Genomic DNA, 24,570 nt, shown 5'->3' with positions numbered 1-24,570 from the left:
CTACCTCTTGATCAGTTGAGCGAGTTCTTCGACGACAAGGGCACGCAGCTCGGCGCGCAGGGCGTCGAGATTCGGATCGGCGGACCGGGCCGGGGCCTGATACGGGCGCCGCGCAGGCCGCGTTGCGCCGCCGGGATCGTTGGACGCCCGCGGATACGCAGGTACCGCACCGGTCGGTGCCTGCCAGGGTGTGATCGCGCCGAAATCACCCATCGTTATCCCTGATTCGGCGTTGTACGCGATCCGTGCCCAGTTGACCAGATGGTGCGGCGCCAGGTTCTCCCCGATGGAGCTGCGGCCCACAAAACCGGTGCCGATGGTCATCGACGGCGCCAGGTTGGTGTCCAGACCCGAGCTGCCGGTGCTGTTGCCGACGTTCACCGACACCCGTAGGACCGGCACCTGTGCCGCGAAATCGGCGATCACCGAGGTGTTCTCACTGTGGATGGCGGCCGAGTGCCCGGCACCGCCGATCCGCACCACCGCCCGGGCGGCGCGGATACCGCGCGCCGCGTCGGCGGCGGTGGTCATGCCGAGCACCGGGGACAGCTTCTCGTGCGCCAGCATCTCTTCGGCGACGACGTCGCCGAACGGGGCGATCAACACCCGGGTCTTGGGTGTGACGCGTAGACCGGCCTGTCCGGCGATCCATGCCGCGTCCCGGCCGACCACCTCGGTGTTGAGGTGACCGTCGGCGAACATGTAGGCGCGCAGCCGTCGCGCGCCGTCCTCGTCGAGGATATGGGCGCCGGCCCTGGTGAGTGCGCCGCTCAACTTGTCGGCGATCGCCGCCTCGGCGATCAGCACCGATTCGTTGGTGCACAGCACCGAATTGTCAAAAGCCTTGCTGTCCACGATGCGTTTGGCCGCGGCAGTGATGTCGGCGCTGGCGTCGACGAACACCGGAACATTACCGGGACCGACACCGAGGGCCGGATTGCCCGACGAGTAGGCCGAGCGCACCACGCCGGTGCCGCCGGTGGCGACGATGACGTCGGTGCGGTCATCGGCCATCAGGGTCTGCACCAGCGGGATGGACGGCTCGTCGACCACAGCCACGATGCCGTCCGGGGCACCCGCGGCGGCCGCCGCCTCGGCCAATAGCCGGGCCGCGTCGGCCGAGCATCGTTTGGCCCGTGGATGCGGGGCGATGACGACGGCGTTGCGGGTCATCAACGCCAGGATGGTCTTGAAGTACACCGTGGCAACGGGATTGGTGGTCGGTGTCAGCGCCAGCACCACCCCAGCGGGGCGGGGGAGTTCGACGATCTTACGGGCATGGTCGATGCGCGGGGACACGAAATCCTGGCCGGCGTAATAGTCGACGATGCCGCGCGAGCAGGCCCGGTTCTTGGTCACCTTGTCGGCGACCACACCCATGCCGGTCTCGGCGACCGCCTCGGCGGCGAACCGTTCGGCGGCGGCATAACCGGCCTCGGCCACCGCGGACACGATCGCCGACACGGTGCCCGCGTCGTACTCGGCATAGGCTGCGGCGGCCCACCGAGCCCGCTCCAGCAGGTGGCCGGCTTGTGCGGTCGTTGTCATGATTTCCTTCCCCGCGCAGCGATTTCGGCCCGATCGACCGCCACCGACAGGCGGTCCAGCACGTCCTCACAGAGGTCGCGGGACAGCAGCAGACCGGGTTTGAACTGCAGAACCCGCGGATCCAGGGTGGAGAAGATGGCCCACACCCCGTTCTCGTACAGTTCGCGCATCACGAACTTGGCGCCTTCGGGATGATCGAATTCGAGTCCGATCACCACGCCGTTCTGCCGGATACCGACGAACCAGTCCGGATGATCGGCCTGGATGCGGCGCAGGCCATGGTCGAAAAGGTCGGCGATGTAGTGCACCATCGATCGCACCTCGGGCCGGGTGCAGATCTCCAGCGTCTTGATCGCGGCCACACAGCCGAGCTCGGCCCCGCCGAAGGTGGAGATGTGGCCGAAACCGTCCTGGTCCAGCCATTGGGCTGCCCGGTCACCCAGCAGGGCCGCGGTGATCGGGTACATGCCGCCGGACAACCCTTTTCCGGTGACCAGGATGTCGGGCTCGATCCCGTGTTTGGTGATGCCCCAGAGTTCGCCCGTGCGCATCAGGCCGGTTTGTACCTCGTCGGCGATGTAGAGCGTGCCGTGCCGCTCGGTGGCCGCCTTGACCGCCTCGAGGTAACCGGGTGCGGGAAGGGGGAATCCGTAGGTCGCCGGGATGGTCTCCATGATGACCGCGGCGATGTCACCGGCGGCCAGCACCCGCTCCATGGCGTCGATGTCGTTGAACGGCACCTGGAGGAACTCGTCGGGATTGTCGGACAGGAACAGTTTGGCGAAACGGTCGTCGCCGGTGGCCACCGCCAGACCGGTGTGGCCGTGATAGGCCTTGACGATCGAGACGATCTTGCGGCGCTGCGTGGCATGCCGGGCGCTCTTGAGTGCGATATCGATGGCCTCACCGCCGCCCGAGCCGAAGGCCACCTTCGTGATGGACGCCGGGGCGGTCTCGACCAGGCGCTGCGCCAGTGCGGTACGGGCCACCGAGGGGAAGTGGTGGTTACCGACGTCGAAATGTGCCATGCCCTCGGAAAGAGCTTGCAGCACTTCTGGATTGCGGTGCCCGATGTTGTAGGTACCACCGTTGAGGTGCATGTCGATGAGCCGGCGCCCACCCATGTCCCACAGGAAGTACCCCTCGCGGCGATCGATCACCAGATCGACGCCGGCATCGGTCCAGAACTGGGTCTTGTCCGGGTTCCAGAACGTTTTCGCGCGCTCCAGCACCTCGGTCTTCGATTCGAACGAGAACGTGCCGTAGTCGTACATGCGGCTCCTCTGCCGTCACTGGGAAGCTGTGACGGCGCCCACCGTAAAACGGTACGACCAAATATGTCAATGGCTCAAATTGGGTCTTGCATCCCCGTTTTGGTAGTGCCAATATACGAGGGGTTCGGGCTGTGGCGTGCGCCACACCGGCCCTCCTATCCAGCGTGGAAGGTATGTCCCACCGATGACCGAGAACATCGCACCACCCACCAAAGCCGCAGGTGGCGGCGCTAGCGACGTCCAACGACTGAAGCGCAACGCCGTCGGCACGATCGGCGTCATCTTCATGGCGGTGGCCACCGCCGCTCCGATCACCGCGATGGTCGGCAACGTCCCGATCGCCGTCGGCTTCGGAAACGGTTCACACGCCCCGGCGGGCTACATCGTCGCGACCGTGGTGCTGGGCCTGTTCGCCATCGGGTACGCCACCATGGCCAAGCACATCACCGCCACCGGCGCGTTCTACGGCTACATCTCCCACGGGTTGGGCCGGGTGATCGGCATGGCCAGCGGGTTGCTGATCACCATGGCCTACATCGTGTTCGAGGCCTCGTTGATCGGCATCTTCGCGTTCTTCTTCCAGAACCTGTTCGCCTCGCAGCTGGGTCTGCACGTGCACTGGCTGATCCCCGCCTTGCTGATGATGACGTTGAACTGCATCCTGACCTACTTCGATGTCAACCTGACGGCGAAGGTGCTGGGTGTGTTCCTGGTGACCGAGATCGTCATGTTGGCCCTCGGGGCGCTGGCGGTGCTGTTCTCCGGCGGCGGCCCGGACGGTTTCGCGGTGGCCCAGACACTCAACCCGATCGGTGCCTTCACCCCCGCCGCGGTCGCCGGTGCCAGCGCAGGTCTGGGATTGTTCTTCGCCTTCTGGTCCTGGGTCGGTTTCGAGTCGACCGCCATGTACGGCGAGGAGTCCAAGGATCCCAAGCGAATCATCCCGCGGGCCACCATGATCAGCGTCATCGGTGTCGGCCTGTTCTACGTGTTCGTGTCGTGGATGGCCATCGCAGGGACGGGCCCGCAGAAGGCCGTCGAGTTGGCGCAGAGCGCGGACACCTCCTCGGAGATCTTCTTCGGTCCGGTGCGCGGCACCTACGGCGAATGGGCCATCACGGTGTTCAACATCCTGCTGGTGACCGGGTCGTTCGCGTGCGGCATGGCCTTCCACAACTGTGCTTCCCGGTACATCTACGCGCTCGGCCGGGAGGGTTTGTCCAAGAGCCTGCAGAAGACCATCGGCGCCACCCATCCGACGCACGGGTCACCGCATATCGCGTCCTTCGTCCAGACCGGCATCTCCCTGGTGCTCATCCTGGCGTTCTTCTTCGCCGGTATGGATCCCTACGTGCACATGTACACCCTGTTGGCGATCCTGGGCACCATGGCCATCATGATCGTGCAGTCGCTGTGCGCGTTCTCGGTGATCTCCTACTTCCATTTCCACAAGAACCACCCGTCTAGCGCGCACTGGTTCAAGACGTTCACCGCACCGCTGCTCGGCGGCATCGGCATGCTGTACGTGGTGTATCTGCTGTGGGAGCACAAGGACGCGGCTGCGGGGGCCGCATCAGGCACCCTGCTGTTCAAGCTGACACCGTGGATCGTGGTCACGCTGTTCGTGCTCGGTGCGGCAATCGCGCTGTACTTCAAGTTCCGCGACCAGCGCCGCTATGAACTGATCGGTCGGATCGTGTTCGAGGACAGCGAAGTTCGCGACTAGTCCGAGCAACCGGTCAACCCGGCCGCAGTGTCGTCGCCCAGCCTTACGGCAATGGCTGCGACACTGCGGTTTTGGGTTCGGTACCGATCACTTGAGCAGCGGATCGCGCGGCAGGCCGAGGATACGTTCGGCGATGGTGTTGCGGGTGATCTCCGAGGTCCCGCCCGCGATCGTCATGGCCCGATTGCCCAGATAGGCCCGGGCCAGCTTCGTCTGGGAACCCACCACCGCGGCCGGTCCGGCCAATGCCATGCCGAGCTCGGTCAGCCGCTGGGTGTGCTCGGCCAGCAGCAGTTTGGTGACATTGCCTTCCGGCCCCGGATCGGCGCCGACGATGGCGCGGCTGACCCGGCGCAGATTCAGCAACGGTAGGGTGTGCGCCTCGGCGATCACCGCACCGACCTGGCGCACATACTCGGCAGTGACCAACGGCGTTGCAGAATCCAGCAATTCGATCAGATCGTCGGGCGTGAAGCCGGTCGGCGCGGACGAACCACCGCCGATCGAGATGCGTTCGTTGCCCAGCGTGGCCCGCGCCACCAGCCAGCCCTTGTTCACCTCACCGACCACATCGGCGTCCGGGACGAAGACGTCGTCGAAGAACACCTCGTTGAAATGCGCGTCACCGGTCAGACCGCGCAGCGGATTGACCTTCACCCCAGGAGATGTCATGTCGATCGCCATCATGGTGACACCGGCGTGCTTGGCTGCGGCCGGATCGGTACGCACCGTCGCCAGACCCCACTGGCAGTGCTGGGCCAGGCTGGTCCAGACCTTCTGACCGGTGACCCGCCAGCCGCCGTCCACCTTCTTGGCGGAGGTGCGTACGGCGGCGGCATCGGAGCCGGCTCCGGGCTCGGAGAAGAGCTGGCACCACATCACCTCGCCGCGCAACACCGGCTCGACCCAGCGTTGCCGCTGGTCGTCGGTGCCGGCCTGGGCGATGGTCAGCGTCACCCAGCCCGTGATGCCCATATCCGGGATGTCGATATCGCGGAACTCTTCCTCGATCACGAGCTGTTCCAGAACGTCAGCCGCCCGGCCCCACGGTTTCGGCCAGTGCGCCACCAGGTAGCCGGAGTCGACGAGGAAGTCGCGCTGCTGTTGCGCCGGCAGCGCGCGCACGGTGGCGGCGGCGTCGGCGGCCGCCGGGCGGAACCGTTCTGCCTCGGGTGGCACGCGCAACGTCGCCGCGCGGGCGGCACCGCTGCGCTGGGCATCGACGATGTCCAGGAGGGGGTCGGCGCCGTCGCCGAGCAAGGTGGCCATGGTGCGAGCCCGCCGCAGATACAGGTGTGCGTCGTGTTCCCAGGTGAAACCGATTCCGCCGTGCAGCTGAATATTGTTCTGCGCGTTGAACACCTGCGCCCGGATGGCATGGGAGGCCGCGATGGCCGCGGGGAACCACGCGGCGTCCAGGTCATCGCTGTCCGCAGCCGCCCAGGTGGCCGCCGTGGTCTGCTCGGCCTCGACGAGCATGTTCGCCGCGTGATGTTTGACGGCCTGGAAGGTGCCGATGGTCCGGCCGAACTGTTCGCGGACCTTCGCGTACTCGACCGCCATGTCCAGCGTCGCCCAGCTGAGCCCGACCGCCTCGGCTGCCGCCAGGACCCGGAACACCGTGCGGGCCCGGCGGCCGGCCCCGCGCAGCACCCGGTCGGCCGGAATCTCGGCCCCGCGCATCGTCACCGCACCCACCGTGCGGGTGGTGTCCATCGGATCGAGTGGGGTGACGGTGACACCGGCGGCGTCGGCGCGCACGATGACCAGGTCCGCGCCGGCCGCCAACACCAGGATGTCGGCATCGGGGGCGCCCAGCACGGCGGGCCATTCCGCGGTGGCGGTGTGGTCCCCGCTCATCGACACCTTGATGTTCAGTCCGAGTGCGGCCTTCAGGGACCCCTCGGCGAGTTTCGGGACTAATTGCGCGCGAACGGAATCCGGCGCGCATCGATCGATGACGACGGCCGCGGCGACGGTGGGCAGGAACGGCCCGGGCAGCAGCGCGCGGCCGGCCATCTCGGCGACCACCGCCAGTTCGGCCAGCCCGTAACCCGAACCGCCGAACTCCTCGGACAGGGCCAGCCCGTTCCAGCCCAGATCGACCCCGGCCGCCCAGATGGCAGCGGGGTGCGTGCCAGGGGCCGCCAGGGTCGCGCGGGCCGCCGCGAGGCTGTGCGAGCGCGCCAGCTGCCCCGCAGCCGCATCGGCGAGTTCGCGGTGCTCCTCGGTGATGGCCAGCGCAGATCTGCTCATGACCAGCGAAGTTACCTCGGCCGCTGAACCCGATGAAAGTGACACACGTCACAATCGGGTAGCGCGGTAGACAAGTCTGGCAAGTTGTCGCTTGGGCGCGGTGGCGCGGGGGTACTCTCGCGCCATGACGGCACCTTCCGGTCCACAGCGCCCCGCTCTCAGCATGTGGAGCCGCGCGCGGTGGATGATGTCCGCCAGCCCCGCCGATCACGTGTTGGCGCTCACCGTCGCCTCGGCCTCGCTCCCGCTGGTCGGCAAGCGCCTGGAGCCGCTCGGCGCAGTCGCCGCGATGGGGGTGTGGGGGTTTCGGCACATGCCGGATTTCTTCGCGTCGTCGGCCAGATCGTGGATGGCCCCCGGCGGAGCCGGGATCCGTAAGGCGCAGCGCGACCAGACCAACGCCGTCGTCCGCGACGGGCTGCGCGATGTGGTGCCCGCCGCCGACTTGGCCGCCGTCGATTTTCCCGCCCCGGAACAGCTGCCGCCGCTGTGGAACACCGTCGCCTACCGGCGCAGTGTTTACCGCACGTCGGTGCGGTACGGCGACAGCCCGACCCAGCTGATGGACGTGTGGCGGCCCAAGGACATGCCGTCCCAGCCTGCCCCGGTGTTGTTGTTCGTGCCGGGCGGGGCGTGGGTGCACGGCAGCCGGATGCTGCAGGGCTATGCGTTGATGGCGCATCTGGCCGCGCAGGGCTGGGTGTGCCTGTCCATCGATTACCGGGTGGCCCCGCACCACCGGTGGCCCCGCCACATCCACGACGTCAAGGCGGCGATCGCGTGGGCCAGGGCCAATGTGGACAAATTCGGCGGTGATCGGGACTTCGTTGCCATCGCGGGCTGCTCGGCGGGCGGGCATCTGGCGGCACTGGCCGGGCTGACCGCCGGCGACCCCGAGTTGCAGGGCGACCTACCCGAAGGGTCGGACACGTCGGTCGACGCGGTGATCGGGATCTACGGACGCTACGACTGGGAAGACCGCTCCACCGTGGAACGGATGCGCTTCGTGGACTTCCTGGAACGTGTCGTGGTCAAGCGCAAGATCGATCGGCATCCGGAGATCTTCCGCGCGGCCTCGCCCATCGCCCAGATCCACCGTGATGCGCCGCCGTTTCTGGTGATCCACGGCAGCGGCGACACGGTCATCCCGGTGGAGCAGGCCCGCAGCTTCGTGGAGCGGCTGCGCGGGGCATCACGGGCCGCGGTCGCCTATATCGAGCTGCCAGGGGCCGGCCATGCCTTCGATATGACCGACGGCACCCGCACGGGACCCATCGCCACGGCCATCGGGGTGTTCCTCGACCAGATACACCGAAACTCCCCGGCAAGGCAGGCCAAAGCGGTTATATAGACGCCTCACGCGGGAGGACGTCGGTGAAGAGGCTCAGCGGGTGGGATGCGTTCCTGCTCTACACAGAAGCGCCGAATGTGCACATGCACACCCTGAAGATCGCGGTGATTGCGCTCGAAGGTCTCGGCGACCGCACGTTCGGCGTGCAGGAATTTCGCCAGGTGCTGCACGGCAGGCTCTACAAGCTGGACCCGTTCCGGTACCAGCTGGTGGATATCCCGTTCAAATTCCACCACCCGATGTGGCGGGAGAACTGCGATGTCGACCTCGAGTACCACGTCCGGCCCTGGCGCGTGGCCGCTCCCGGTGGGCGGCGCGAGCTCGACGAGGCGATAGGTCAGATCGCGAGCACCCCGCTGGACCGCAGTCGCCCGCTGTGGGAGATGTACTTCGTCGAAGGGCTCGCCCCCGGAGGCGACGCCGACAATCCGGTCCCGCGCATCGCGGTGGTCGGCAAGATCCATCACGCGCTGGCCGACGGTGTCGCCTCGGCGAATCTGCTGGCCCGCGGCATGGATCTGCAGGACGGACCGCAGCGGGACCGCGATTCGTATGCCACCGATCCCGCTCCGTCGCGATCCGAGTTGGTGCGCTCGGCGTTCACCGATCATCTCCGTCAGATCGGCCGGCTGCCGGGGCTGATGAAGTACACCGCCGACGGCGTGGGCCGGGTCCGGCGCAGCAACCGCACGTTGGGGCCGAAGTTGACCCGCCCGTTCACACCGCCGCCGAGTTTCATCAACCACGTGCTGACCCCCGAGCGTCGCTTCGCCACCGCGACGCTCGCCCTCGCCGACGTCAAGACGACCGGAAAGATGTTGGGCGCCACCATCAACGACATGGTGCTGGCGATGTCGTCGGGAGCGCTGCGGACCTTGCAACTGCGCTACGAGGGCAAGGCCGATCATCCGCTGCTGGCCTCGGTACCGATGAGTTTCGACTTCTCCCCGGAGCGTATTTCGGGCAACCGGTTCACCGGTGTGCTGATGGCGCTGCCGGTCGACGTCGACGATCCGCTGGAGCGGGTGCGCCGGGCCAGCGCCGACGCCGCGCTGGCGAAAGAGAGTAATCAGCTGATCGGTCCCGAACTGGTGGCGCGGTGGGCCTCGTACGTGCCGCCGGCCGCGGTCGAGGCGCTGTTCCGGCGGCTGTCCGACAAGGACGGCCAGAACAAGGTGCTCAACCTGAACATCTCGAACGTGCCGGGACCACGCCAGCAGGGCAAGGTGGGTGGCGCCACCGTCACCGAGATCTATTCGGTCGGGCCGCTGACGGCGGCCAGCGGGCTGAACATCACCGTGTGGAGCTATGTGGATCAGCTGAACATCTCGGTACTGTCGGACACCGCGACGGTGGACGATCCGCACGAGGTCACCGACGCGATGGTGCAGGAGTTCCGCGAGATACGCCGAGCGGCAGGGATTTCCGAAGAGCTGACGGTCATCGAGACCGCCATGGCGTGAGCCCGCGCCACGCATACGCCAGAATGACAGCCATGGAACGGCTGACAATGCTGCGCGCCGGCGCCGCGACCGCGGTGATCACGGCGTCGATGGTGGCCGGCTGTTCGTACGGGCCGGCCAGTCCACCGATGGCCGAGAGTAGGCCGGCCAACGCCAGCACCGGCCCGGCAATGGTCTCCATTTTTCCCGGCACCGCGGCGCTGGGCACCCCGCTGACCGCGAAAGGGGCCACCGTCACCCCGAAGGCCGACAACATGGCGGTGCTGCGGCCGGACGGCAGCGACGATCTGGAGCTCGGGATCGAGGTGTCGGTCACCGGCGTCACCGCGCCGATCGACGTCACCGGCCCCGACGGCGGGTTCCGGCTGTACGTCAGCAGTGGTGAGCAGATTCCGGCGACGCCGGCCACCGCCCTCAAACAACCGCCGCTGGCCTCGCCGGTCACCGCCGACGCGGATGGCTGGGTGTTCTTCCATATCAAAGCAGGCATGCACGCCACTCAGCTGCAACTGCTGGCCGCGCCCGCCGGGTACGGTTTGGCCCCGCAGTCGATCGCGGTATGGCTGATGCCCGACACGTTGCCCGGTGTCGCGGCGCCTGTCTCACCGCCGCCACCACCGGGCGCACCGGCGCCCGCCCCACCACCGGCTGTCTCCCCGGGCGGCGGCTTCCAGCCGCCCCGGCTTCCCCCGCCACCGCGGCTGCCGCCCCCACCGCGGATGCCCGCGCCGCCGCCGATACCCGCCCCGCCGGCCGTGGTCTGCCAACACACGTCGTTGTGCTGAACGCCGAGCGGGCGAACACGTCGTCGTAGCCGCGGGATGGGCCGCGGTGGCGGCGGCGTTGGTGCTGTCGGTGGTCAGGTGCACGTGCACCGGACCGACGTCACCACGAGAGAAACAGAGACGACCACAACAGTGACGACAGAAACAGTGCCGACTACGTCGAACGTGAATCGCCCGGCCATCCTCGTCATCGGCACCGGGGAGCTCGGCGCCAGCGTGCTCGCCGCACTCAACCGTCATATCACCGAGAACTCCGGTGTCGCATCGATTGCTGTGCTGCTGCGTCCGTCGACGGCAACGCCGGACCCGCGCATCGAGGAGATGACCAAGCAGGGCATCACCGTCGAGCACGCGGACGTCGCCAGCGCGTCCGTGGCCGAACTGGCCGCGGTCATGACGCGCTATCACACCGTGATCAGCTGCGTGGGCTTCGCGGCCGGCCCGGGCACGCAGCGCAAACTGGCCCGAGCCGCGCTCACCGCGGGCGTATCACGGTATTTCCCATGGCAGTTCGGCGTCGATTACGACGAGATCGGCCGCGGCAGTGCCCAGCCCCTGTTCGACGAACAGCTCGACGTCCGTGACTTGTTGCGCGGTCAGGGCGCCACCGAATGGGTCATCGTGTCGACCGGTATGTTCACCAGTTTCCTTTTCGAGCCGGCGTTCGGCGTTGTCGACCTGACGACGAATACCGTGCACGCGCTGGGCAGTTGGGACAACGAAGTCACCCTCACCACGCCGGAGGACATCGGTGTGCTCACCGCCGATATCGTGTTCACCGAACCACGTATCCGCGATTCGGTGGTCTACCTGGCCGGTGACACGATCAGTTACCGGGAACTGGCCGACATCGTCGAGCGGGTCCGCGGAACCGCCGTCACCCGTGCGGTGTGGACAACGGCTTTCCTTGCCGACCAGTTGCGCCGGCAGCCCGACGACACCATGCGCAAATACCGTGCGGTGTTCGCCAGGAGCACCGGCGTCGCCTGGCCGAAAGCCCAGTCGTACAACGCTGCCCGGGGTATCGACACGATCACCGCCGAGGAATGGGCCAACGTCAACCTGACGTGATGTGCGGGGTTGGCCGTGCCGCTACTGCGCCGTGGCCGGACTCAGGTGCTTGGACCAGCCGGACGCGCACGCCAAGGTGCACGCCGCCGCCAAGGCCCCCACCGCGGTCAGCATGACCGGGTAACTGAAGAAGTGCGCCAGCATCGCCAACGCCGCGGGCAGCAGGAAGCCGACGTAAGCCAGCGAGTAGTACACCCCGGAGATACCGGCGAGCTCGTCGGGGTCGGCGATGCGCTGGATTTCCAACAGGCCCGATACGATCGCGATGCCATACGCACTGCCGAGCAGCATCGCCACCACCAGCGCGATGATCGGGGACCGGGTGATCGCGGTGGCCACGGCCGCGAAGACGCCGGCGGCCATCAGCACCATGGACACCACCACCGCGCGGGCACTGGAGTGGTCGTCCAGTCGGCGCGCGATCGGTTGCACCAGCACGCCGCACAGCAGCGTCAGCGTGGTCAGTGCCGAGGTGTACAGCAGCGCCCACTGTCCGAGCCGCTCACTGACCAGTGCCGGCACGATGGCATAGGCGATGGCGGCCGACCCGAAGATCCATGGCGCCATCGGAACGACGACGCGCAGGAATCGGCGATGACCGGCAGCCGGCACCCGCAATCGGCTGACCAGCGAGGCGCCGCCATCGGTGGATTCAGAGCGGGTCTCCACCGCGCACCGGATCACCACGGCGAGCCCGCCGAGACACAGCGCGGCCTGCGCCAGGTAGGTCAGCACCAACGGCAGCGGCGCGAACGCGGTGAGGACCCCGGCGAACAGCGGCCCGACCCCCAGCCCCAGTGACAACCAGATCGATGCTCGCCGGGCACCGGCTCCAGCGGATGCCGAATCATAAGGCGGTCGCGACAATTCGGTGATCCATGCCGAACCCACGGCCATCGCGATGCCCACCGCCAGGCCGCTGAGCAGGCGGCCGGCGAACAGCGCCGGGAAACCCGCGTAGTCACCGACGGCCAAGATGATGCTGCCCAGCGCCGAACTGATCAAACCCGCGACCATCACCGGGCGGCGCCCGTGCCGGTCCGACAACGCCGAAGCCAGCAGCAGTCCGGGCACCAGGCCCAACACGTAGGCGCCGAGCAGGATATCGACGTCCACCCGGGTGTAACCCGCGTGCTGCGTGTAGGCGATCAGCAGTGGCGTGAACTGATTGCCGCCCCAGCCGATGCAGAACACGGCCAGCGCGACGGCGCGCCATGGCTTGATGTCGGCGCCGGAGCGCCTCGGGGGCTTGATGTCGGCGCCGGAGCGTCGCGGGGGCTTGATGTCGGCGCCGGAGCGCCTCCTCCAGACTGCCAACTTCACAGCACCACCCCGTACGTCGTCTGCAGGTGTGCCAGCAGCAGCCTCTCGAAGTCGGCCAGGTCGCGCCGCTGGATCGCCTCGGCCAAGCGGCCGTGCTCGTCGATCAGCTGGGCCGCGCGTGCGGTGTCCGAGCGCACCGCCGAGGCCATCATCCGGCGCTGCCGGTCACGCAGCGACCCGTAGAAACGCTGCGCGATCGCGTTGCCCGCGGCCTCGACGATGCGGTGGTGGAACGCGTCGTCGGCGGCAGCGAACCGGTGTTCATCCCCGGCCGCGGCGCCATCGCGCTGGGCGCTGATCAGATCGGTCAACTCGGCGAACAACGCCTCGACAGTGTCGGCGGTCTCGGGGATCCGGCACAACCGGCGCACTGCCGACGACTCCAGCGCCAGCCGCATCTCCAACAGATCGGTGGCTTCGCGCGGCGGTGCAGGCACCACCACCGCACCCCGGCGGGGAAGCAGTTCCAGCAGGTCCTCGGCGGCCAGGCGGAGGAACGCCTCGTGCACCGGCGTCCGGCTCACCCCGAGGGCAGCGGCGACCTCGACCTCGCTGAGCAGCTGCCCGCCACGTACCGCACCCGACAGGATCTGGTCCTTGGTGGCCTGGTAGGCGCGCTGTCCGCTGGAATCCGCTTCGGTCATGCCGACCACTGTACGCCCCTTGCATGCAACCTTGCATGCAAGGGGCGGTGACGTCGGCGCGGGTGACCGCGGTGGGCGCGGGTGCGCGCGCCGACATCACTCGGGACGGGTGGCGCGCGCCCAGTCCAGGAACCGTTCCACGGCCGAAGCGGTGTAGTGCCCGTGTGGCGAGCCGAAGATGTCGAACGCATGCTGCGCGTACGGAATCTCGGCGTAGATCACCGGGGCCTGCGACACCGCACGCAGTTTCTCGACGAACTCGCGTGCCTCCTCCACCGGGATCAGCGTGTCGTGGCTGCCATGCAACACGAAGAACGGCGGCGCGTCCGGTCCGACATGCGTGATCGGCGAGGCGTCGAGGTAGAGCTGGCGGTTGTCGGTGAACGGCAGCTTGACGATCAGCCGTTCCAGCACCGATCCGAATTGCCGGCGCTCGGGGAACCCGTCGGTGATCCAGTCATAGCGCCCGTAGATGGGTACGGCGCCGGCCACCGTGGTGTCGGCATCCTCGAAACCCGGTTGATACGCCGGGTTGTTCGGGGTGAGCGCGGCCAGCGAGCTCAGATGCCCGCCCGCCGAACCGCCGGTGATGTACACGGCGTCCGGGTCACCGCCGTAGCCGGCGATATTGGCCTTCACCCATGCCAACGCGCGTTTGACGTCGACGATGTGCGCAGGCCACGCGTGCTTCGGGCTGATCCGATAGCCGATCGAGACGCAGATCCAGCCGTGATCGGCCAGCTGGGACATCAGTGGGTAGGCCTGCGGCCGGTTCATCCCGATCATCCACGCGCCGCCCGGAACCTGCAGCAGCACTGGTGCTTTCGCGTCCTTGGGTAGATCCGGGCGCACCCAGATATCGGCGACGTTGGAGCGGTAGGGGCCGTAGCGGACCGTCTTCTCGACGAACCTGCGGCGGGTCTGGCCGGTGGCCCACACCCCGCCCGGTCGTGGTGGCACCGGGGGAAATTCCGGACCGAGGACGTCGCTGAGGGGATCTTCGAAAGCCGGCCGCGACGACACCGCGCGGCGATGCACCACGGCGAGCAGCACCCAGGAAACGAGCTTGAGCAACAACGCAATTCGACCCGAGGCTGATCGGTACTCGCCGCGCACCGCGCGCCGCAGCGCGGCGAGTGCCGATCCGGCGATCACCAGCGGAGCGTTCTCCGAGGTAGGCCAACCGAAGGCGAACACCCCGATCGCCGGGTATCCGCGGCGGGTCAGGGGGCGCAACGCATTGCCGGCGTTGACCAATTCGGCGGCGGCACCGAGCACGAGGCGGCGGTTACCCACCGGCACGCTCCTGGAGCTCACGGCGCACGATCTTGCCGGTACTGTTACGCGGCAATTCGTCGAGCAGCGTGATCTCCCGCGGGACCTTGTAGTTGGCCAGATTGTCGCGCACGTAGCGCTTCAGGTCGTCGGCGCTGACGCGATCCGGCCCGGACGGCACCACGAATGCCGCCAGCCGCTGGCCGAACTGTTCGTCGTCCACTCCGATCACCGCCGCCTCGGCGACATCGGGATGCGCAACCAGCATCTTCTCCACCTCGATCGGATAGACGTTCTCCCCGCCGGACACGATCATCTCGTCATCGCGTCCCACCACGAACAACCGGCCGGCCTCGTCGAGATACCCGATATCGCCGGAGTTCATGTATCCGTCGTGAAAAGCCTTGGTACTCCCCGAGGTGTAGCCGTCGAATTGGGTCGAGTTGCGTACGTAGATGGTGCCGACCTCACCCGTCGGCAGCTCCCGCAGATCGGCGTCCAGTATCCGGATCTCGGTGCCCTCGGCGGGTTTGCCCGCGGTGTCCGGCGCGGCCCGCAGGTCGGCCGGGGTGGCGGTGGCGATCATGCCGGCCTCGGTGGCGTTGTAGTTGTTGTAGATCACGTCACCGAACTGATCCATGAACTTGATGACGACGTCGGGGCGCATCCGGGAACCCGACGCCGCGGCGAACCGCAGGGTGTGTCCGCTGTAGCGATTGCGGATCTCATCGGGCAGTTCGACGATGCGGTCGAACATCACCGGCACCACGCACAATCCGGTGGCCCGATGGATGTCGATCAACGCGAGGGTGGCCTCGGGGTCGAATTTGCGCCGGGTGACGATGGTGCACGCCATGGACGCCGCGAACGCCAGCTGGGAGAAGCCCCAGGCGTGGAACATCGGCGCGACGATGACGACGGTCTCCTCGGTGCGCCACGGCGTGCGATCCAGGATGGCCTTCAGTACTTCCGGTCCACCGCCGGAATGCTTGGCTCCCTTGGGGCTTCCGGTGGTTCCCGAGGTCAGCAGGATGACCTTGCTCTTCTCCGTGGCGCGCACCGGCGTCTTGCCGGCGTGGTCGCGGATCAGGTTCTCGACGGTGAGATCGGGTTCGGCGGTGTCGTTCCACGCGATGACGCGGGTGACATCCGGAGCCTCGGCCAGCGCCCGGTCCACGGTCGCGGTGAACTCCTCGTCGTAGATGACGGCCTCGACCTGCTCCCGGGCCACCACCTCGGCCATGGCCGGACCCGCGAACGAGGTGTTCAGCAGCAACACGTCGGCACCGATGCGGGTGGCGGCGATCAGGGACTCGACGAAGCCACGATGGTTGCGGGCCATGATCCCGACCACCTGCGGCGAGCCGATGGCCTGCAGACCGGCGGCCAAAGCATCTGCGCGCTGGTCGATTTCGCGCCAGGTGAGCGAGCCCAGCTCGTCGATCAAGCCGATCCGGTCAGGGCAGCGCTGCGCGGCCGCGGCGAATCCCGATGTGATGCTCATGTTCTCGCGGGCCATGGCCGCGGCGATGCGCAGATACTTGTCCGGACGCAACGGGGCGATCACACCCGCCCGCGTCATCGTGGCGAGCAGCCCGACCGTGTTGGCGACCGGATCGAGGAGTCCCATCCGTTGAGCCCCTCAGCCGATCACCGGCAAGCGGCGCTCGGCGGCCAGCCCGTCCAGCGCGCGCTGCATCACGCGGCGGACGTGGGCGTCCACCTCGTCGATGTCCGGGTTCTCACCGAACTCCTCGTCGATATGCACCGGCGGCAACACCTGCATGACGATCTTGGAAGGCAGCGGGACGTTCAGCGGCAGTACCGCCGACAGGCCGAACGGGAAGCCGAATGACAGCGGCACCACCTTGGCGCGAGCCAGCCGGGCGATGGGGCCCAGCGCCTTGGCGATCCCGGAGCCGCGGGTCAAATACAGCTGCGTCTCCTGGCCGCCGATACCGACCATCGGCACGATCGGGACGCCGGCGTTGATCGCGGCTCGCACATAGCCCTGCCTGCCGTCGAAGTCGATCTTGTTCGCCGCGGACGTCGGCCGGTAGACGTCGTAGTCGCCGCCGGGGAACACCACCACGACACCGCCGGAACGCAGCGCCTCGTCGGCGTTCTCGTGGCTGGCCAGGATGAAGCCGGTTTTCTTGAAGAAGTCCCCCGTGGGCCCGATCATCAGCATCGCGTGGCTCAGCGTGTACACCGGCCGGCCGTAGCCGAACCGCTCGTAGAAGTCCGCCGCGAAAATGGGCACATCCATGGGGAACAGGCCACCCGAGTGGTTGGACACCACCAGCGCGCCACCGGCGGGGAAGTTGTCCAGGCCCCGCACCTCGGACCGGTGGTAGGCCTTCAGGAACGGCCGCAGCCAGCCCATCACCTTCTCGGTGAGACCGGGATCGAACTTGGTGATCTCGGTGGGGTCGATATCGGTCGAGCTCATCAGGATCCTCCGCCGCCGCTGGCCGAAAGTAGAACGTGTTCTAGTTTGCCTGACCGGTGACCGCAGGTCAAAGCTGGGCGCTCCTGGCTCACCCGGCCGCCCGTATCCCACCATAGAGAGGATGAGCACCGACACCGCCGGTTACTTCGCCCGGATCAACCTCCCCCGACCCGCTGCTGCCAGCCTGGACGCGCTGCGCGACATCGTGGCCGCGCACAACCGGTCCATCCCGTTCGAGAACCTGGACCCGTTGATGGGTATCCCGGTGCACGATCTCAGCGCCGCGGCGCTCACGGCCAAGTTGGTGCACCGCCGCCGGGGCGGTTACTGCTACGAGAACAACGGGCTGCTGGCCTACGTGCTGGAGGACCTCGGATACGGGGTGGACCGGCTGGCCGGCCGGGTGGTGTGGATGCGCCCCCCGGATGCGCCGCAGACCGGACTCACCCACAACGTGCTGGCAGTGACCATCCCGGGGGAGGGGGGCCGCTTCCTGGTGGATGTCGGGTTCGGTGGGCAGACCCTGTCGTCGCCCATCCGGCTGGAGGCCGGGCCGGTGCAGCAGACTCGGCACGAGCCGTACCGGCTGGTCGAGCATCCCGAGGGCTTGCAGTTGCAGACTCAGATCCGCGACGAGTGGCTGCCGCTGTACCACTTCGGTCTGCGTCCGCAACCGCTGGTCGATCTCACGATCGGGTCCTGGTATTCGTCGACCTATCCGACCGCCGTGTTCGTCGTCGGGCTGTCCGCGGCGCTGGTCACCGACACCGCGCGGTGGAACCTGCGGGGGCGCAATCTCGCCATCCACGCGGGCGGGGACACCGAGAAGATCCGACTGACCTGCGCCGCCGACGTGCTCGAACAGCTCACCACTCGCTTCGGAATCGACCTGTCCGGGCTCGGCGACGTCGAGGCACGGGTCGCTCAGGTGCTGGACGCGTGATCAGCCGGCCTCACGGGCAGCTGATCAGCACGTCCCACGGATCGTCGGCGGCCAGCGTCAACCGGCCCAGCCGGCGGGCGTGGGATGCGGTGCTGCCGAACTCGTCGCTCCAGCTGCGCGCCCGCATGGTGGCCGACCACAGCTGGTGCTCGATGGTGACCCCGATGGCTCCGTGCAGCTGGTGGGCGATGGTGGTCACCGGGGTGACCGCACGCCCGACGGCCACCTTGGCGATGGTCACCGCGTAGTCGGACTGCGGCGCTGCAAAGCCGTACTCGCAGACGGCCGCGGTAGCCAGATCAGTTGCTGCCCTTGCTCGTTCGATCTCACCGGCCATCGCGGCCAGCGAATGCTGGACGGCCTGGAACTTGCTGAGCGCCCGGCCGAACTGCACCCGCTGCGATGTGTGCGCGACAGTCAGTTCCAATGCTGCGTCGAAGGTGCCGACGATCTGCACGCAGCGCGCCCAGGCCCCGCGGCGCACCAGCTCGTCACCGACGGCGGCGTCCAGCCGCACCAGGCCCGCGGTGCCGTAGCTCACCGTGCCGCGCGGCTCGCCGGCCAGGTTATGTCCGATGTCGCCGATCTGCGGATCATCGGGCAGCCCAACCGAGATCCCGGCACCGGAGAGCTCGGCCACCAGCACCGCGGCGTCTCGCGGCCACGGCACGTCGGTGGCGGTGCCGTCGGTACCGATCGCCACCGTCAGCGGCCCGGTGGCGGGCACCTCCAGCCCAGCGCATCCCGCCAGCCAGCCGGCCAGCACGTCGGTCTCGGCGACGGGCACCGCAGCGGCGTGGCGGGCCAGCCCGGCCAGCACCACCGCGGATTCTCCGGGGCCGGCTTCCTGCTCGGTGATCAGCCGGCTGAGCCCGGTCTCCTCCAGGTTCTGCCACAGCTCGGCATCGAAAACCTCGGGCAGCCTGCGCTTCCCGAACCTCGCGTCGTAGGACCGGCGGCCGATGTCATCGACCAGCTGCCGCAGTTCGTCGTCAGCCATCACGTCTTTCTGTTCGTCGCGCAGGCGCTCATCGGCGTTGTCTGTTCTTCGCGCAAGCGCTCATCACCGCACCCCTAGGCCGCGCGCGATCACACCGCGCAGCACCTCGTTGGTTCCGCCGCGCAACGTGAACATCGGCGCATGCTGGCGCGCGGTGGCCAGCACCGCGCGCAACCCGCCCGGATCGTCGACCGTCTCCAACAGATCGGCGCACAGCTCCACCGACTCCTGCTCGAACCGCGTGCCCAGATCCTTCACCAGCGCGGCGCGGGTGGCCGCGTCACGGCCGGCGGCCAGATCGCGCGCCACCGCCACCGACAGTTGTCGTAGCGACATCACCCGACCCATCAGGTCACCGACGGCACCGGCGGTGCGGTCGTCGACCTGCGGGCCGAGCGCACGCAGCACACCGAAGATCAGGATCGCGGTCGACAGGATCCGTTCGGGCCCACTGCGTTCGAAACCGAGCTCCGCGGTCACCTGATGCCAGCCGTCGCCCACCTCGCCCAGCACATCGCCGTCGTCGACGGCCACGTCCTCGAACGCCACCTCGTTGAAGTGGTGATGCCCGTCCAGCGTGATGATCGGGCTAACGGTCACCCCGGGAGCGTCGAGCGGCACGATGAACTGGCTGAACCCGGCGTGCCGGTGGTCGGGGTCCGGCGGGCTGGTGCGGGCCAGCACGATCGCGACATGGGCCCGGTGCCCACCGCTGGTCCACACCTTGGTGCCGTTGAGTCGCCACCCGTCGGCGGTGCGGGTGGCTTTGGTTGCCGTGGCCGCCAGGTCCGAGCCGGCGCCGTGCTCGCTCATGCCGATCGCCGAGTACAACCGGCCCGCCGCTATCTGCGGCAGCAGGCGGCGGCGCTGCTCCTCGGAGCCGTAGGACAGCAGCGCCGGCGCCACCTGCCGGTCGGCGAACCAGTGTGCGGCCACCGGCGCGCCCTGACCGAGCAGTTCTTCGGTCACCACGTAGCGGTGCAGAAAACCGCGACCATGGCCGCCGTATTCGGGAGGAATGGTCAGGCCCACGAAACCGGCGTCGGCCAGCCGCTCGCTGAACTCGGCGTCCCAACTGGTCAACCAGGAGTCGATGGCGGGCACCCAGCCGTGGGTGGCCCGGTCAGCGGTGATGAACTGCCGGACCGCGGCCCGGAGTTCGGCCAGCTCACCGTCGTTGGCGCACAGCGCATCGAATTCGCTCACTGGCACCGGAGTGTAGCCAACGCGGGTGCGCAGGAAACGTCATGTCGCCCGGCGAGTGGGACGGCCATACTCGGAAACCGTGAACGCACCTGGACGGGACCGGCTCCGCGAACTGCTCGACGCGGTGGTGGACGAGGCCAACGACGGTGTCGCGGGGATGGCCAGGGCCAGTTTCGTCTCCGAGTTCCACTTCTCCCGCGAGATCAGCCGGCTCACCGGGGAGCCGCCGGCGACCATGCGTCGACGCATCATGCTGGAGCGGGCGGCCTGGCGGTTACAGCGTGGGCAGGGGGTGGCCGCGGTGGCGCTCGACGAGGGCTGGTCGTCGCCAGAGGTGTTCTCCAGGGCCTTCCGGCGCGCGTTCGGTGTTCCGCCCTCGCAGGCCGACGAGGTCGGCTTCCGGCTGCCCGCGCCCAACGGCATGCACTTCCATCCACCGGCGTCCCTGTGGTTGGACGCGCCGGCCGGCGCGCAGCCGCCCGCGGTGTCGGCCTTGATGTTGGCGCACGACATCGCCGATACCGGTTATCTGATCGGACAGGCTGCCCGGTTGACAGAAAAGCAGTGGGCACAAGAACTTTCGCCGGGTCAGGTGATCCTGGCCTGGGATGGGGAAGAGTCCAGCGTGGGAGCGGTGCTCGGTGCGCTGGTGTGGTCCAAGCAGGTGTGGCTGGCCAGCATCGAGGGAGCCGACCTGCCGGATCGGCCCGCCCTGCGGTCGGCCGAAGAACTCGCCGCCGACCATGACGACATTGCCACCCGCTGGGCGGAGATGGTGAGCGACTACACCGCGCAGGGCCGGCTCGCCGACACCGTGATCGACGCGCTGTGTGACCCGCCGGAATCGTTTCAGCTGTGCGGGATCATCGCGCACGTGCTCAACTACGCGGCTCATCGTCGGGAACTGGTACGCGCCATGCTGGCTCGGCTCGGACTGAGTGTGCGCAGCGGCGATCCGCTGGATTGGATGAGGAGGTAACCGAGGTGAAAACCATCTATTACACGGCGTCCAGCCTGGACGGTTTCATCGTCGACGAGCGCGACAGCCTGGACTGGCTGACCAGCCGTACTATCGACCCCGAAGGGCCGTTCGGCTATGAAGCGTTTGCCAAATCCGTTGGGGCACTGGTGATGGGATCGACAACCTACGAGTGGATCGCGCGCAACCACCCGGGCGGGTGGATGTACGAGCAACCCTCCTGGGTGCTGACCAGCCGCCCCGGTCGGGTCGTCGAGGGACACCCGGTGCGCGTGTTCGACGGTGATGTGACCGAGCTGCACCCCCAACTTGTCTCTGCGGCCGGTGATCTGGACGTGTGGGTGCTCGGCGGTGGCGCGGCGGCCGCGCAATTCGTCGACGCCGGGCTGGTGGACGAGATGATCGTGAGCTATGCCCCGTGCACGCTCGGCCGCGGTGCCCCGGTCCTGCCGATGCGATCGGAATGGCGGCTGGTGGAGTCGGGTTTCAACGGCGACTTCGTCTGCGCGCGTCTGGCGAAAGCCGGCTAGCGGCCCGCAGCTCCGTATAAACGCACCAATTCCCGTGACTTGAGCAGGAACTCGAGCTGCTGTCCCACCTGGTGCAGCGCTTCGGCATTGCCCGCCGACCGGCACAGGGCCACCGCTCCCTCCAGTGCGGCGATGCACATCACGGCCAGCGACTCGGCTTCTGCGGATTCGAATCCGTCGGCGCGGAAAGTCTGGGCCAGCGCGTCCCGCCACCTGACGAAGATCTGCCCGGCCGTCGACGCCAGGACGGACTGGTCCTCGGTGGTGCTGATCGCCGCCGCCATGACGGGACATCCGGCCGAATAGGCGCTGCCGGCCAGCGCGCGTTCCCAGAAGGTGACGAACCGCCGCACCAAAGCCATGCCGCCGCGGTCGGCGACCGCGTCGATGACCGCGGTGATCGAGTCGCCTGCGTAGTTCAGTGCTTCGGTGAGCAGCTGGTTGCGGCCGCGGGGGAAGTGGTAGTAGACGGAGCCGCGGGGGGCGCCGCTGCGCGCGAGTACCTCGTCGATGGTCAACCCGGCGGCTCCCCGTTCACGCAGCACGTCGACCGCGGCGACCAGCATGGCGCGCCGGGTCGAACCGCGTTTGCGGGTCAGGCCGCCGGTGTTGGACGCCATTGCAGGTGGCGGGGGTGCAGCCGCGCCCGGACTCGGTCGAAGGTGTGGCGGGGGCCGCCCACCTGGTGTCTGCACCGGTGGCCGGCGACGTTGAGCTCGATGAGCAACATCGGTTGCCTCCAATCTATGGTTGTGAGCATAGAACAGGCAGGGCGGCCCAGCAATCCTTCCCTGGCGGAGCCGTCGTGGACTGGGTGGACGTGGCGCTTATATGGTCGTTCGCATAATGTGCGGACCCGCGTCATTTCCACGGGCTCGGCCGTGCCGGCCATTAGGCTCGCGGGCATGGGCCACTATCGCAGCAACGTGCGGGATGTCGAGTTCAACCTGTTCGAGATGTACGAACTCGAAAAAGTCTTGGCCACTGGCGAGTTCGGTGACCTGGACGCAGCGTCGGTGCGGGAGATGCTCGACGAGGCGGCTCGGCTCGCCGAAGGGCCGCTGGCCGAGGCGTTCGCCGAGACGGACCGCCATCCGCCGACCTTCGACCCGGCGTCGCACGTGGTCAGCATTCCTGAGCCGTTCAAGAGGTCGCTGCGGGCGTGGCGTGACGGTGAATGGTTCCGGATCGGCCTGGACGAGGGCGTCGGAGGTGTGCCGGCGCCGGCGATGCTCTCCTGGGCGGTCGGCGAATTCGCCCTCGGCGCGCAGCCGGCGGCGTTCATGTATCTCGCCGGGCCGGTGCTGGCCAACATCCTCTTCGGCTTGGGCAATGAGCAGCAGCGCCGGTGGGCCGTGCAAGCCGTCGAGCGCAACTGGGGTGCCACCATGGTGCTCACCGAGCCCGACGCCGGATCCGACGTCGGCGCGGGCCGCACCAAGGGCGTTCAACAGGCCGATGGCACCTGGCACCTGGACGGGGTGAAGCGGTTCATCACCAACGGTGACGCCGACGACCTCTTCGAGAACATTCTGCACATGGTGCTGGCCAGGCCCGAAGGGGCGGGGCCGGGCACCAAGGGCCTGTCGTTGTTCGTCGTCCCCAAGTTCATCCCGGACCAGCAGACCGGTGCGCCTGGCGAGCGCAACGGGGTGTTCGTCACCGGCCTCGAGCACAAGATGGGGCTGAAGGCGTCGGCGACGTGCGAGCTGACCTTCGGGCAGCACGGTGTGCCTGCGATCGGCTGGCTGGTGGGTGACAGCCACAGCGGTATCGCCCAGATGTTCAAGATCATCGAATATGCCCGAATGATGGTGGGTACCAAGGCGATATCCACCCTGTCCACCGGTTATCTGAATGCACTCGAGTATGCCAAGACGCGCGTGCAGGGTGCCGATATGACCGAGATGACGAACAAGGCGGCGCCGCGCGTCACCATCGTGCACCATCCCGACGTGCGGCGGGCATTGCTGACGCAGAAGGCCTACGCCGAGGGACTGCGCGCGCTGTACCTGTTCACCGCGGCGCACCAGGATCCCGCCGCGGCGGCCATCGTGTCCGGTGCCGATCCGTCGATGGCCGAACGGGTCAACGATCTGCTGCTGCCCATCGTCAAGGGTGTCGGATCCGAACGGGCCTACCAGTGCCTCACCGAATCGCTGCAAACCTTCGGTGGCTCGGGCTTTTTGCAGGACTACCCGATCGAGCAGTACATCCGTGACGCGAAGATCGACTCGCTGTACGAGGGCACCACCGCCATCCAGGCGCAGGACTTCTTCTTCCGCAAGATCGCCCGCGACCAGGGCGGCGCCCTGGCCCACGTGGTGGGCCGTATCCAGGCGTTCCTGGATCGCGACGCCGCCCGTCCCGAGCTGGTGCAAGCCCGCGCCCGGCTGGGGTCGGCGTTGGCGGACGCGTCGGCGATGGTGACCGCAATGACCGGCTATCTCATGTCGTCCCAGCAGAATTCGCGCGAACTCTACCGAGTGGGGCTGTCCTCGGTGCCGTTCCTGCTGGCCGTCGGTGACCTGTTCATCGGATGGCTGCTGTTGGAGCAGGCCGAGATCGCGCTGAATGCGTTGGACACCGCCGGGGATCGCGACCGCGACTTCTACCTCGGCAAGGTCGGTGCGGCCGACTTCTTCGCCCGGCACGTGCTACCGCGGCTGGCAGCGGACCGGACGGTCATCGAGACGATGGAGCTGGCCCCGATGGAGCTGCCGGAGGCGGCGTTCTAGGGGTGG

At 67.9% G+C, this 24,570-nt stretch carries 20 protein-coding genes; 9 read left to right on the top strand and 11 right to left on the bottom strand.

Annotation, left to right across the window (positions count from 1 at the left end):
- Together SBI67_RS08745 and SBI67_RS08740 are read right to left on the bottom strand one after the other, a co-directional pair.
- Positions 1-1,548 (bottom strand): aldehyde dehydrogenase family protein, encoded by a 1,548-nt coding sequence (locus SBI67_RS08745; protein ID WP_318980166.1) that lies wholly within the window; start codon positions 1,546-1,548, stop codon positions 1-3.
- Entirely contained in the window at positions 1,545-2,822 is a 1,278-nt protein-coding gene (locus SBI67_RS08740; RefSeq protein ID WP_318980165.1) for a class-III pyridoxal-phosphate-dependent aminotransferase, read from the bottom strand. The genes SBI67_RS08745 and SBI67_RS08740 overlap by 4 nt, the downstream gene beginning before the upstream one ends.
- Before the next feature lie 184 nt (positions 2,823-3,006).
- On the opposite strand from SBI67_RS08740, the gene SBI67_RS08735 reads away from it, so the two are divergent.
- Positions 3,007-4,548 carry an APC family permease gene (locus SBI67_RS08735; RefSeq protein ID WP_318980164.1) on the top strand — a complete coding sequence of 514 codons (1,542 nt, stop codon included), beginning with the start codon at positions 3,007-3,009 and terminating at the stop codon, positions 4,546-4,548.
- A gap of 87 nt (positions 4,549-4,635) precedes the next feature.
- Here the strand turns inward: SBI67_RS08735 and SBI67_RS08730 are convergent, their stop codons facing one another.
- Positions 4,636-6,804 carry an acyl-CoA dehydrogenase family protein gene (locus SBI67_RS08730; RefSeq protein WP_318980163.1) on the bottom strand — a complete coding sequence of 723 codons (2,169 nt, stop codon included), beginning with the start codon at positions 6,802-6,804 and terminating at the stop codon, positions 4,636-4,638.
- 124 nt (positions 6,805-6,928) lie between these two features.
- On the opposite strand from SBI67_RS08730, the gene SBI67_RS08725 reads away from it, so the two are divergent.
- From SBI67_RS08725 to SBI67_RS08710, 4 genes are all read left to right on the top strand, one after another.
- Positions 6,929-8,155 carry an alpha/beta hydrolase fold domain-containing protein gene (locus tag SBI67_RS08725; protein ID WP_318980162.1) on the top strand — a complete coding sequence of 409 codons (1,227 nt, stop codon included), beginning with the start codon at positions 6,929-6,931 and terminating at the stop codon, positions 8,153-8,155.
- 23 nt (positions 8,156-8,178) lie between these two features.
- Positions 8,179-9,618 carry a WS/DGAT/MGAT family O-acyltransferase gene (locus tag SBI67_RS08720; RefSeq protein ID WP_318980161.1) on the top strand — a complete coding sequence of 480 codons (1,440 nt, stop codon included), beginning with the start codon at positions 8,179-8,181 and terminating at the stop codon, positions 9,616-9,618.
- A 32-nt stretch (positions 9,619-9,650) separates the two neighbouring features.
- Positions 9,651-10,403 carry a hypothetical protein gene (locus tag SBI67_RS08715; RefSeq protein WP_318980160.1) on the top strand — a complete coding sequence of 251 codons (753 nt, stop codon included), beginning with the start codon at positions 9,651-9,653 and terminating at the stop codon, positions 10,401-10,403.
- 165 nt (positions 10,404-10,568) lie between these two features.
- Positions 10,569-11,474, top strand: a complete 906-nt coding sequence (locus tag SBI67_RS08710; RefSeq protein WP_318980159.1) for an aromatic alcohol reductase — start codon at positions 10,569-10,571, stop codon at positions 11,472-11,474.
- Between the two features lie 21 nt (positions 11,475-11,495).
- Here the strand turns inward: SBI67_RS08710 and SBI67_RS08705 are convergent, their stop codons facing one another.
- The 5 genes from SBI67_RS08705 to SBI67_RS08685 all read right to left on the bottom strand — a co-directional run bounded on the left by SBI67_RS08705 (position 11,496) and on the right by SBI67_RS08685 (position 17,168).
- Entirely contained in the window at positions 11,496-12,698 is a 1,203-nt protein-coding gene (locus SBI67_RS08705) for an MFS transporter (RefSeq protein WP_413232451.1), read from the bottom strand.
- Between the two features lie 95 nt (positions 12,699-12,793).
- Positions 12,794-13,441 carry a GntR family transcriptional regulator gene (locus tag SBI67_RS08700; protein ID WP_318980157.1) on the bottom strand — a complete coding sequence of 216 codons (648 nt, stop codon included), beginning with the start codon at positions 13,439-13,441 and terminating at the stop codon, positions 12,794-12,796.
- Between the two features lie 96 nt (positions 13,442-13,537).
- Positions 13,538-14,737 carry an alpha/beta hydrolase fold domain-containing protein gene (locus SBI67_RS08695; protein WP_413232450.1) on the bottom strand — a complete coding sequence of 400 codons (1,200 nt, stop codon included), beginning with the start codon at positions 14,735-14,737 and terminating at the stop codon, positions 13,538-13,540.
- Positions 14,730-16,346 (bottom strand): acyl-CoA ligase FadD12, encoded by a 1,617-nt coding sequence (gene fadD12, locus SBI67_RS08690; protein ID WP_318980155.1) that lies wholly within the window; start codon positions 16,344-16,346, stop codon positions 14,730-14,732. Before fadD12 ends, SBI67_RS08695 begins: the two co-directional genes overlap by 8 nt.
- A 12-nt stretch (positions 16,347-16,358) precedes the next feature.
- Positions 16,359-17,168: a 1-acyl-sn-glycerol-3-phosphate acyltransferase gene (locus SBI67_RS08685; RefSeq protein WP_318980154.1), complete on the bottom strand. Its 810-nt coding sequence runs from the start codon at positions 17,166-17,168 to the stop codon at positions 16,359-16,361.
- Between the two features lie 121 nt (positions 17,169-17,289).
- Here SBI67_RS08685 and SBI67_RS08680 point away from each other — a divergent pair, with 121 nt between their 5' ends.
- Entirely contained in the window at positions 17,290-18,111 is an 822-nt protein-coding gene (locus tag SBI67_RS08680) for an arylamine N-acetyltransferase family protein (protein WP_318980153.1), read from the top strand.
- Between the two features lie 10 nt (positions 18,112-18,121).
- Here SBI67_RS08680 and SBI67_RS08675 read toward each other — a convergent pair whose 3' ends face one another.
- Together SBI67_RS08675 and SBI67_RS08670 are read right to left on the bottom strand one after the other, a co-directional pair.
- Complete coding sequence (locus SBI67_RS08675; RefSeq protein ID WP_318980152.1) at positions 18,122-19,111, bottom strand: acyl-CoA dehydrogenase family protein; 990 nt, start codon at positions 19,109-19,111, stop codon at positions 18,122-18,124.
- A gap of 63 nt (positions 19,112-19,174) precedes the next feature.
- Positions 19,175-20,317 carry an acyl-CoA dehydrogenase family protein gene (locus SBI67_RS08670; RefSeq protein WP_318980151.1) on the bottom strand — a complete coding sequence of 381 codons (1,143 nt, stop codon included), beginning with the start codon at positions 20,315-20,317 and terminating at the stop codon, positions 19,175-19,177.
- 79 nt (positions 20,318-20,396) lie between these two features.
- Between SBI67_RS08670 and SBI67_RS08665 the strand changes: the two genes are divergently transcribed.
- Entirely contained in the window at positions 20,397-21,296 is a 900-nt protein-coding gene (locus SBI67_RS08665) for a helix-turn-helix domain-containing protein (RefSeq protein ID WP_318980150.1), read from the top strand.
- A gap of 5 nt (positions 21,297-21,301) precedes the next feature.
- A complete protein-coding gene (locus SBI67_RS08660) occupies positions 21,302-21,826 on the top strand; it encodes a dihydrofolate reductase family protein (protein ID WP_318980149.1) in 525 nt (174 codons plus the stop codon).
- Here the strand turns inward: SBI67_RS08660 and SBI67_RS08655 are convergent.
- Complete coding sequence (locus SBI67_RS08655) at positions 21,823-22,446, bottom strand: TetR/AcrR family transcriptional regulator (RefSeq protein WP_318980148.1); 624 nt, start codon at positions 22,444-22,446, stop codon at positions 21,823-21,825. The genes SBI67_RS08660 and SBI67_RS08655 overlap by 4 nt on opposite strands.
- 285 nt (positions 22,447-22,731) lie before the next feature.
- Here SBI67_RS08655 and SBI67_RS08650 point away from each other — a divergent pair, with 285 nt between their 5' ends.
- Positions 22,732-24,564, top strand: coding sequence for an acyl-CoA dehydrogenase (locus tag SBI67_RS08650; RefSeq protein ID WP_318980147.1), 1,833 nt, complete (start codon positions 22,732-22,734; stop codon positions 24,562-24,564).
- The last annotated feature ends 6 nt before the right edge of the window (positions 24,565-24,570 follow it).

It is taken from the genome of Mycolicibacterium chengduense (assembly GCF_033741155.1).
GTDB lineage: Bacteria > Actinomycetota > Actinomycetes > Mycobacteriales > Mycobacteriaceae > Mycobacterium.
Note: the sequence above shows the minus strand (reverse complement) of the source record. Positions and strands in the feature narration are given on the sequence as shown.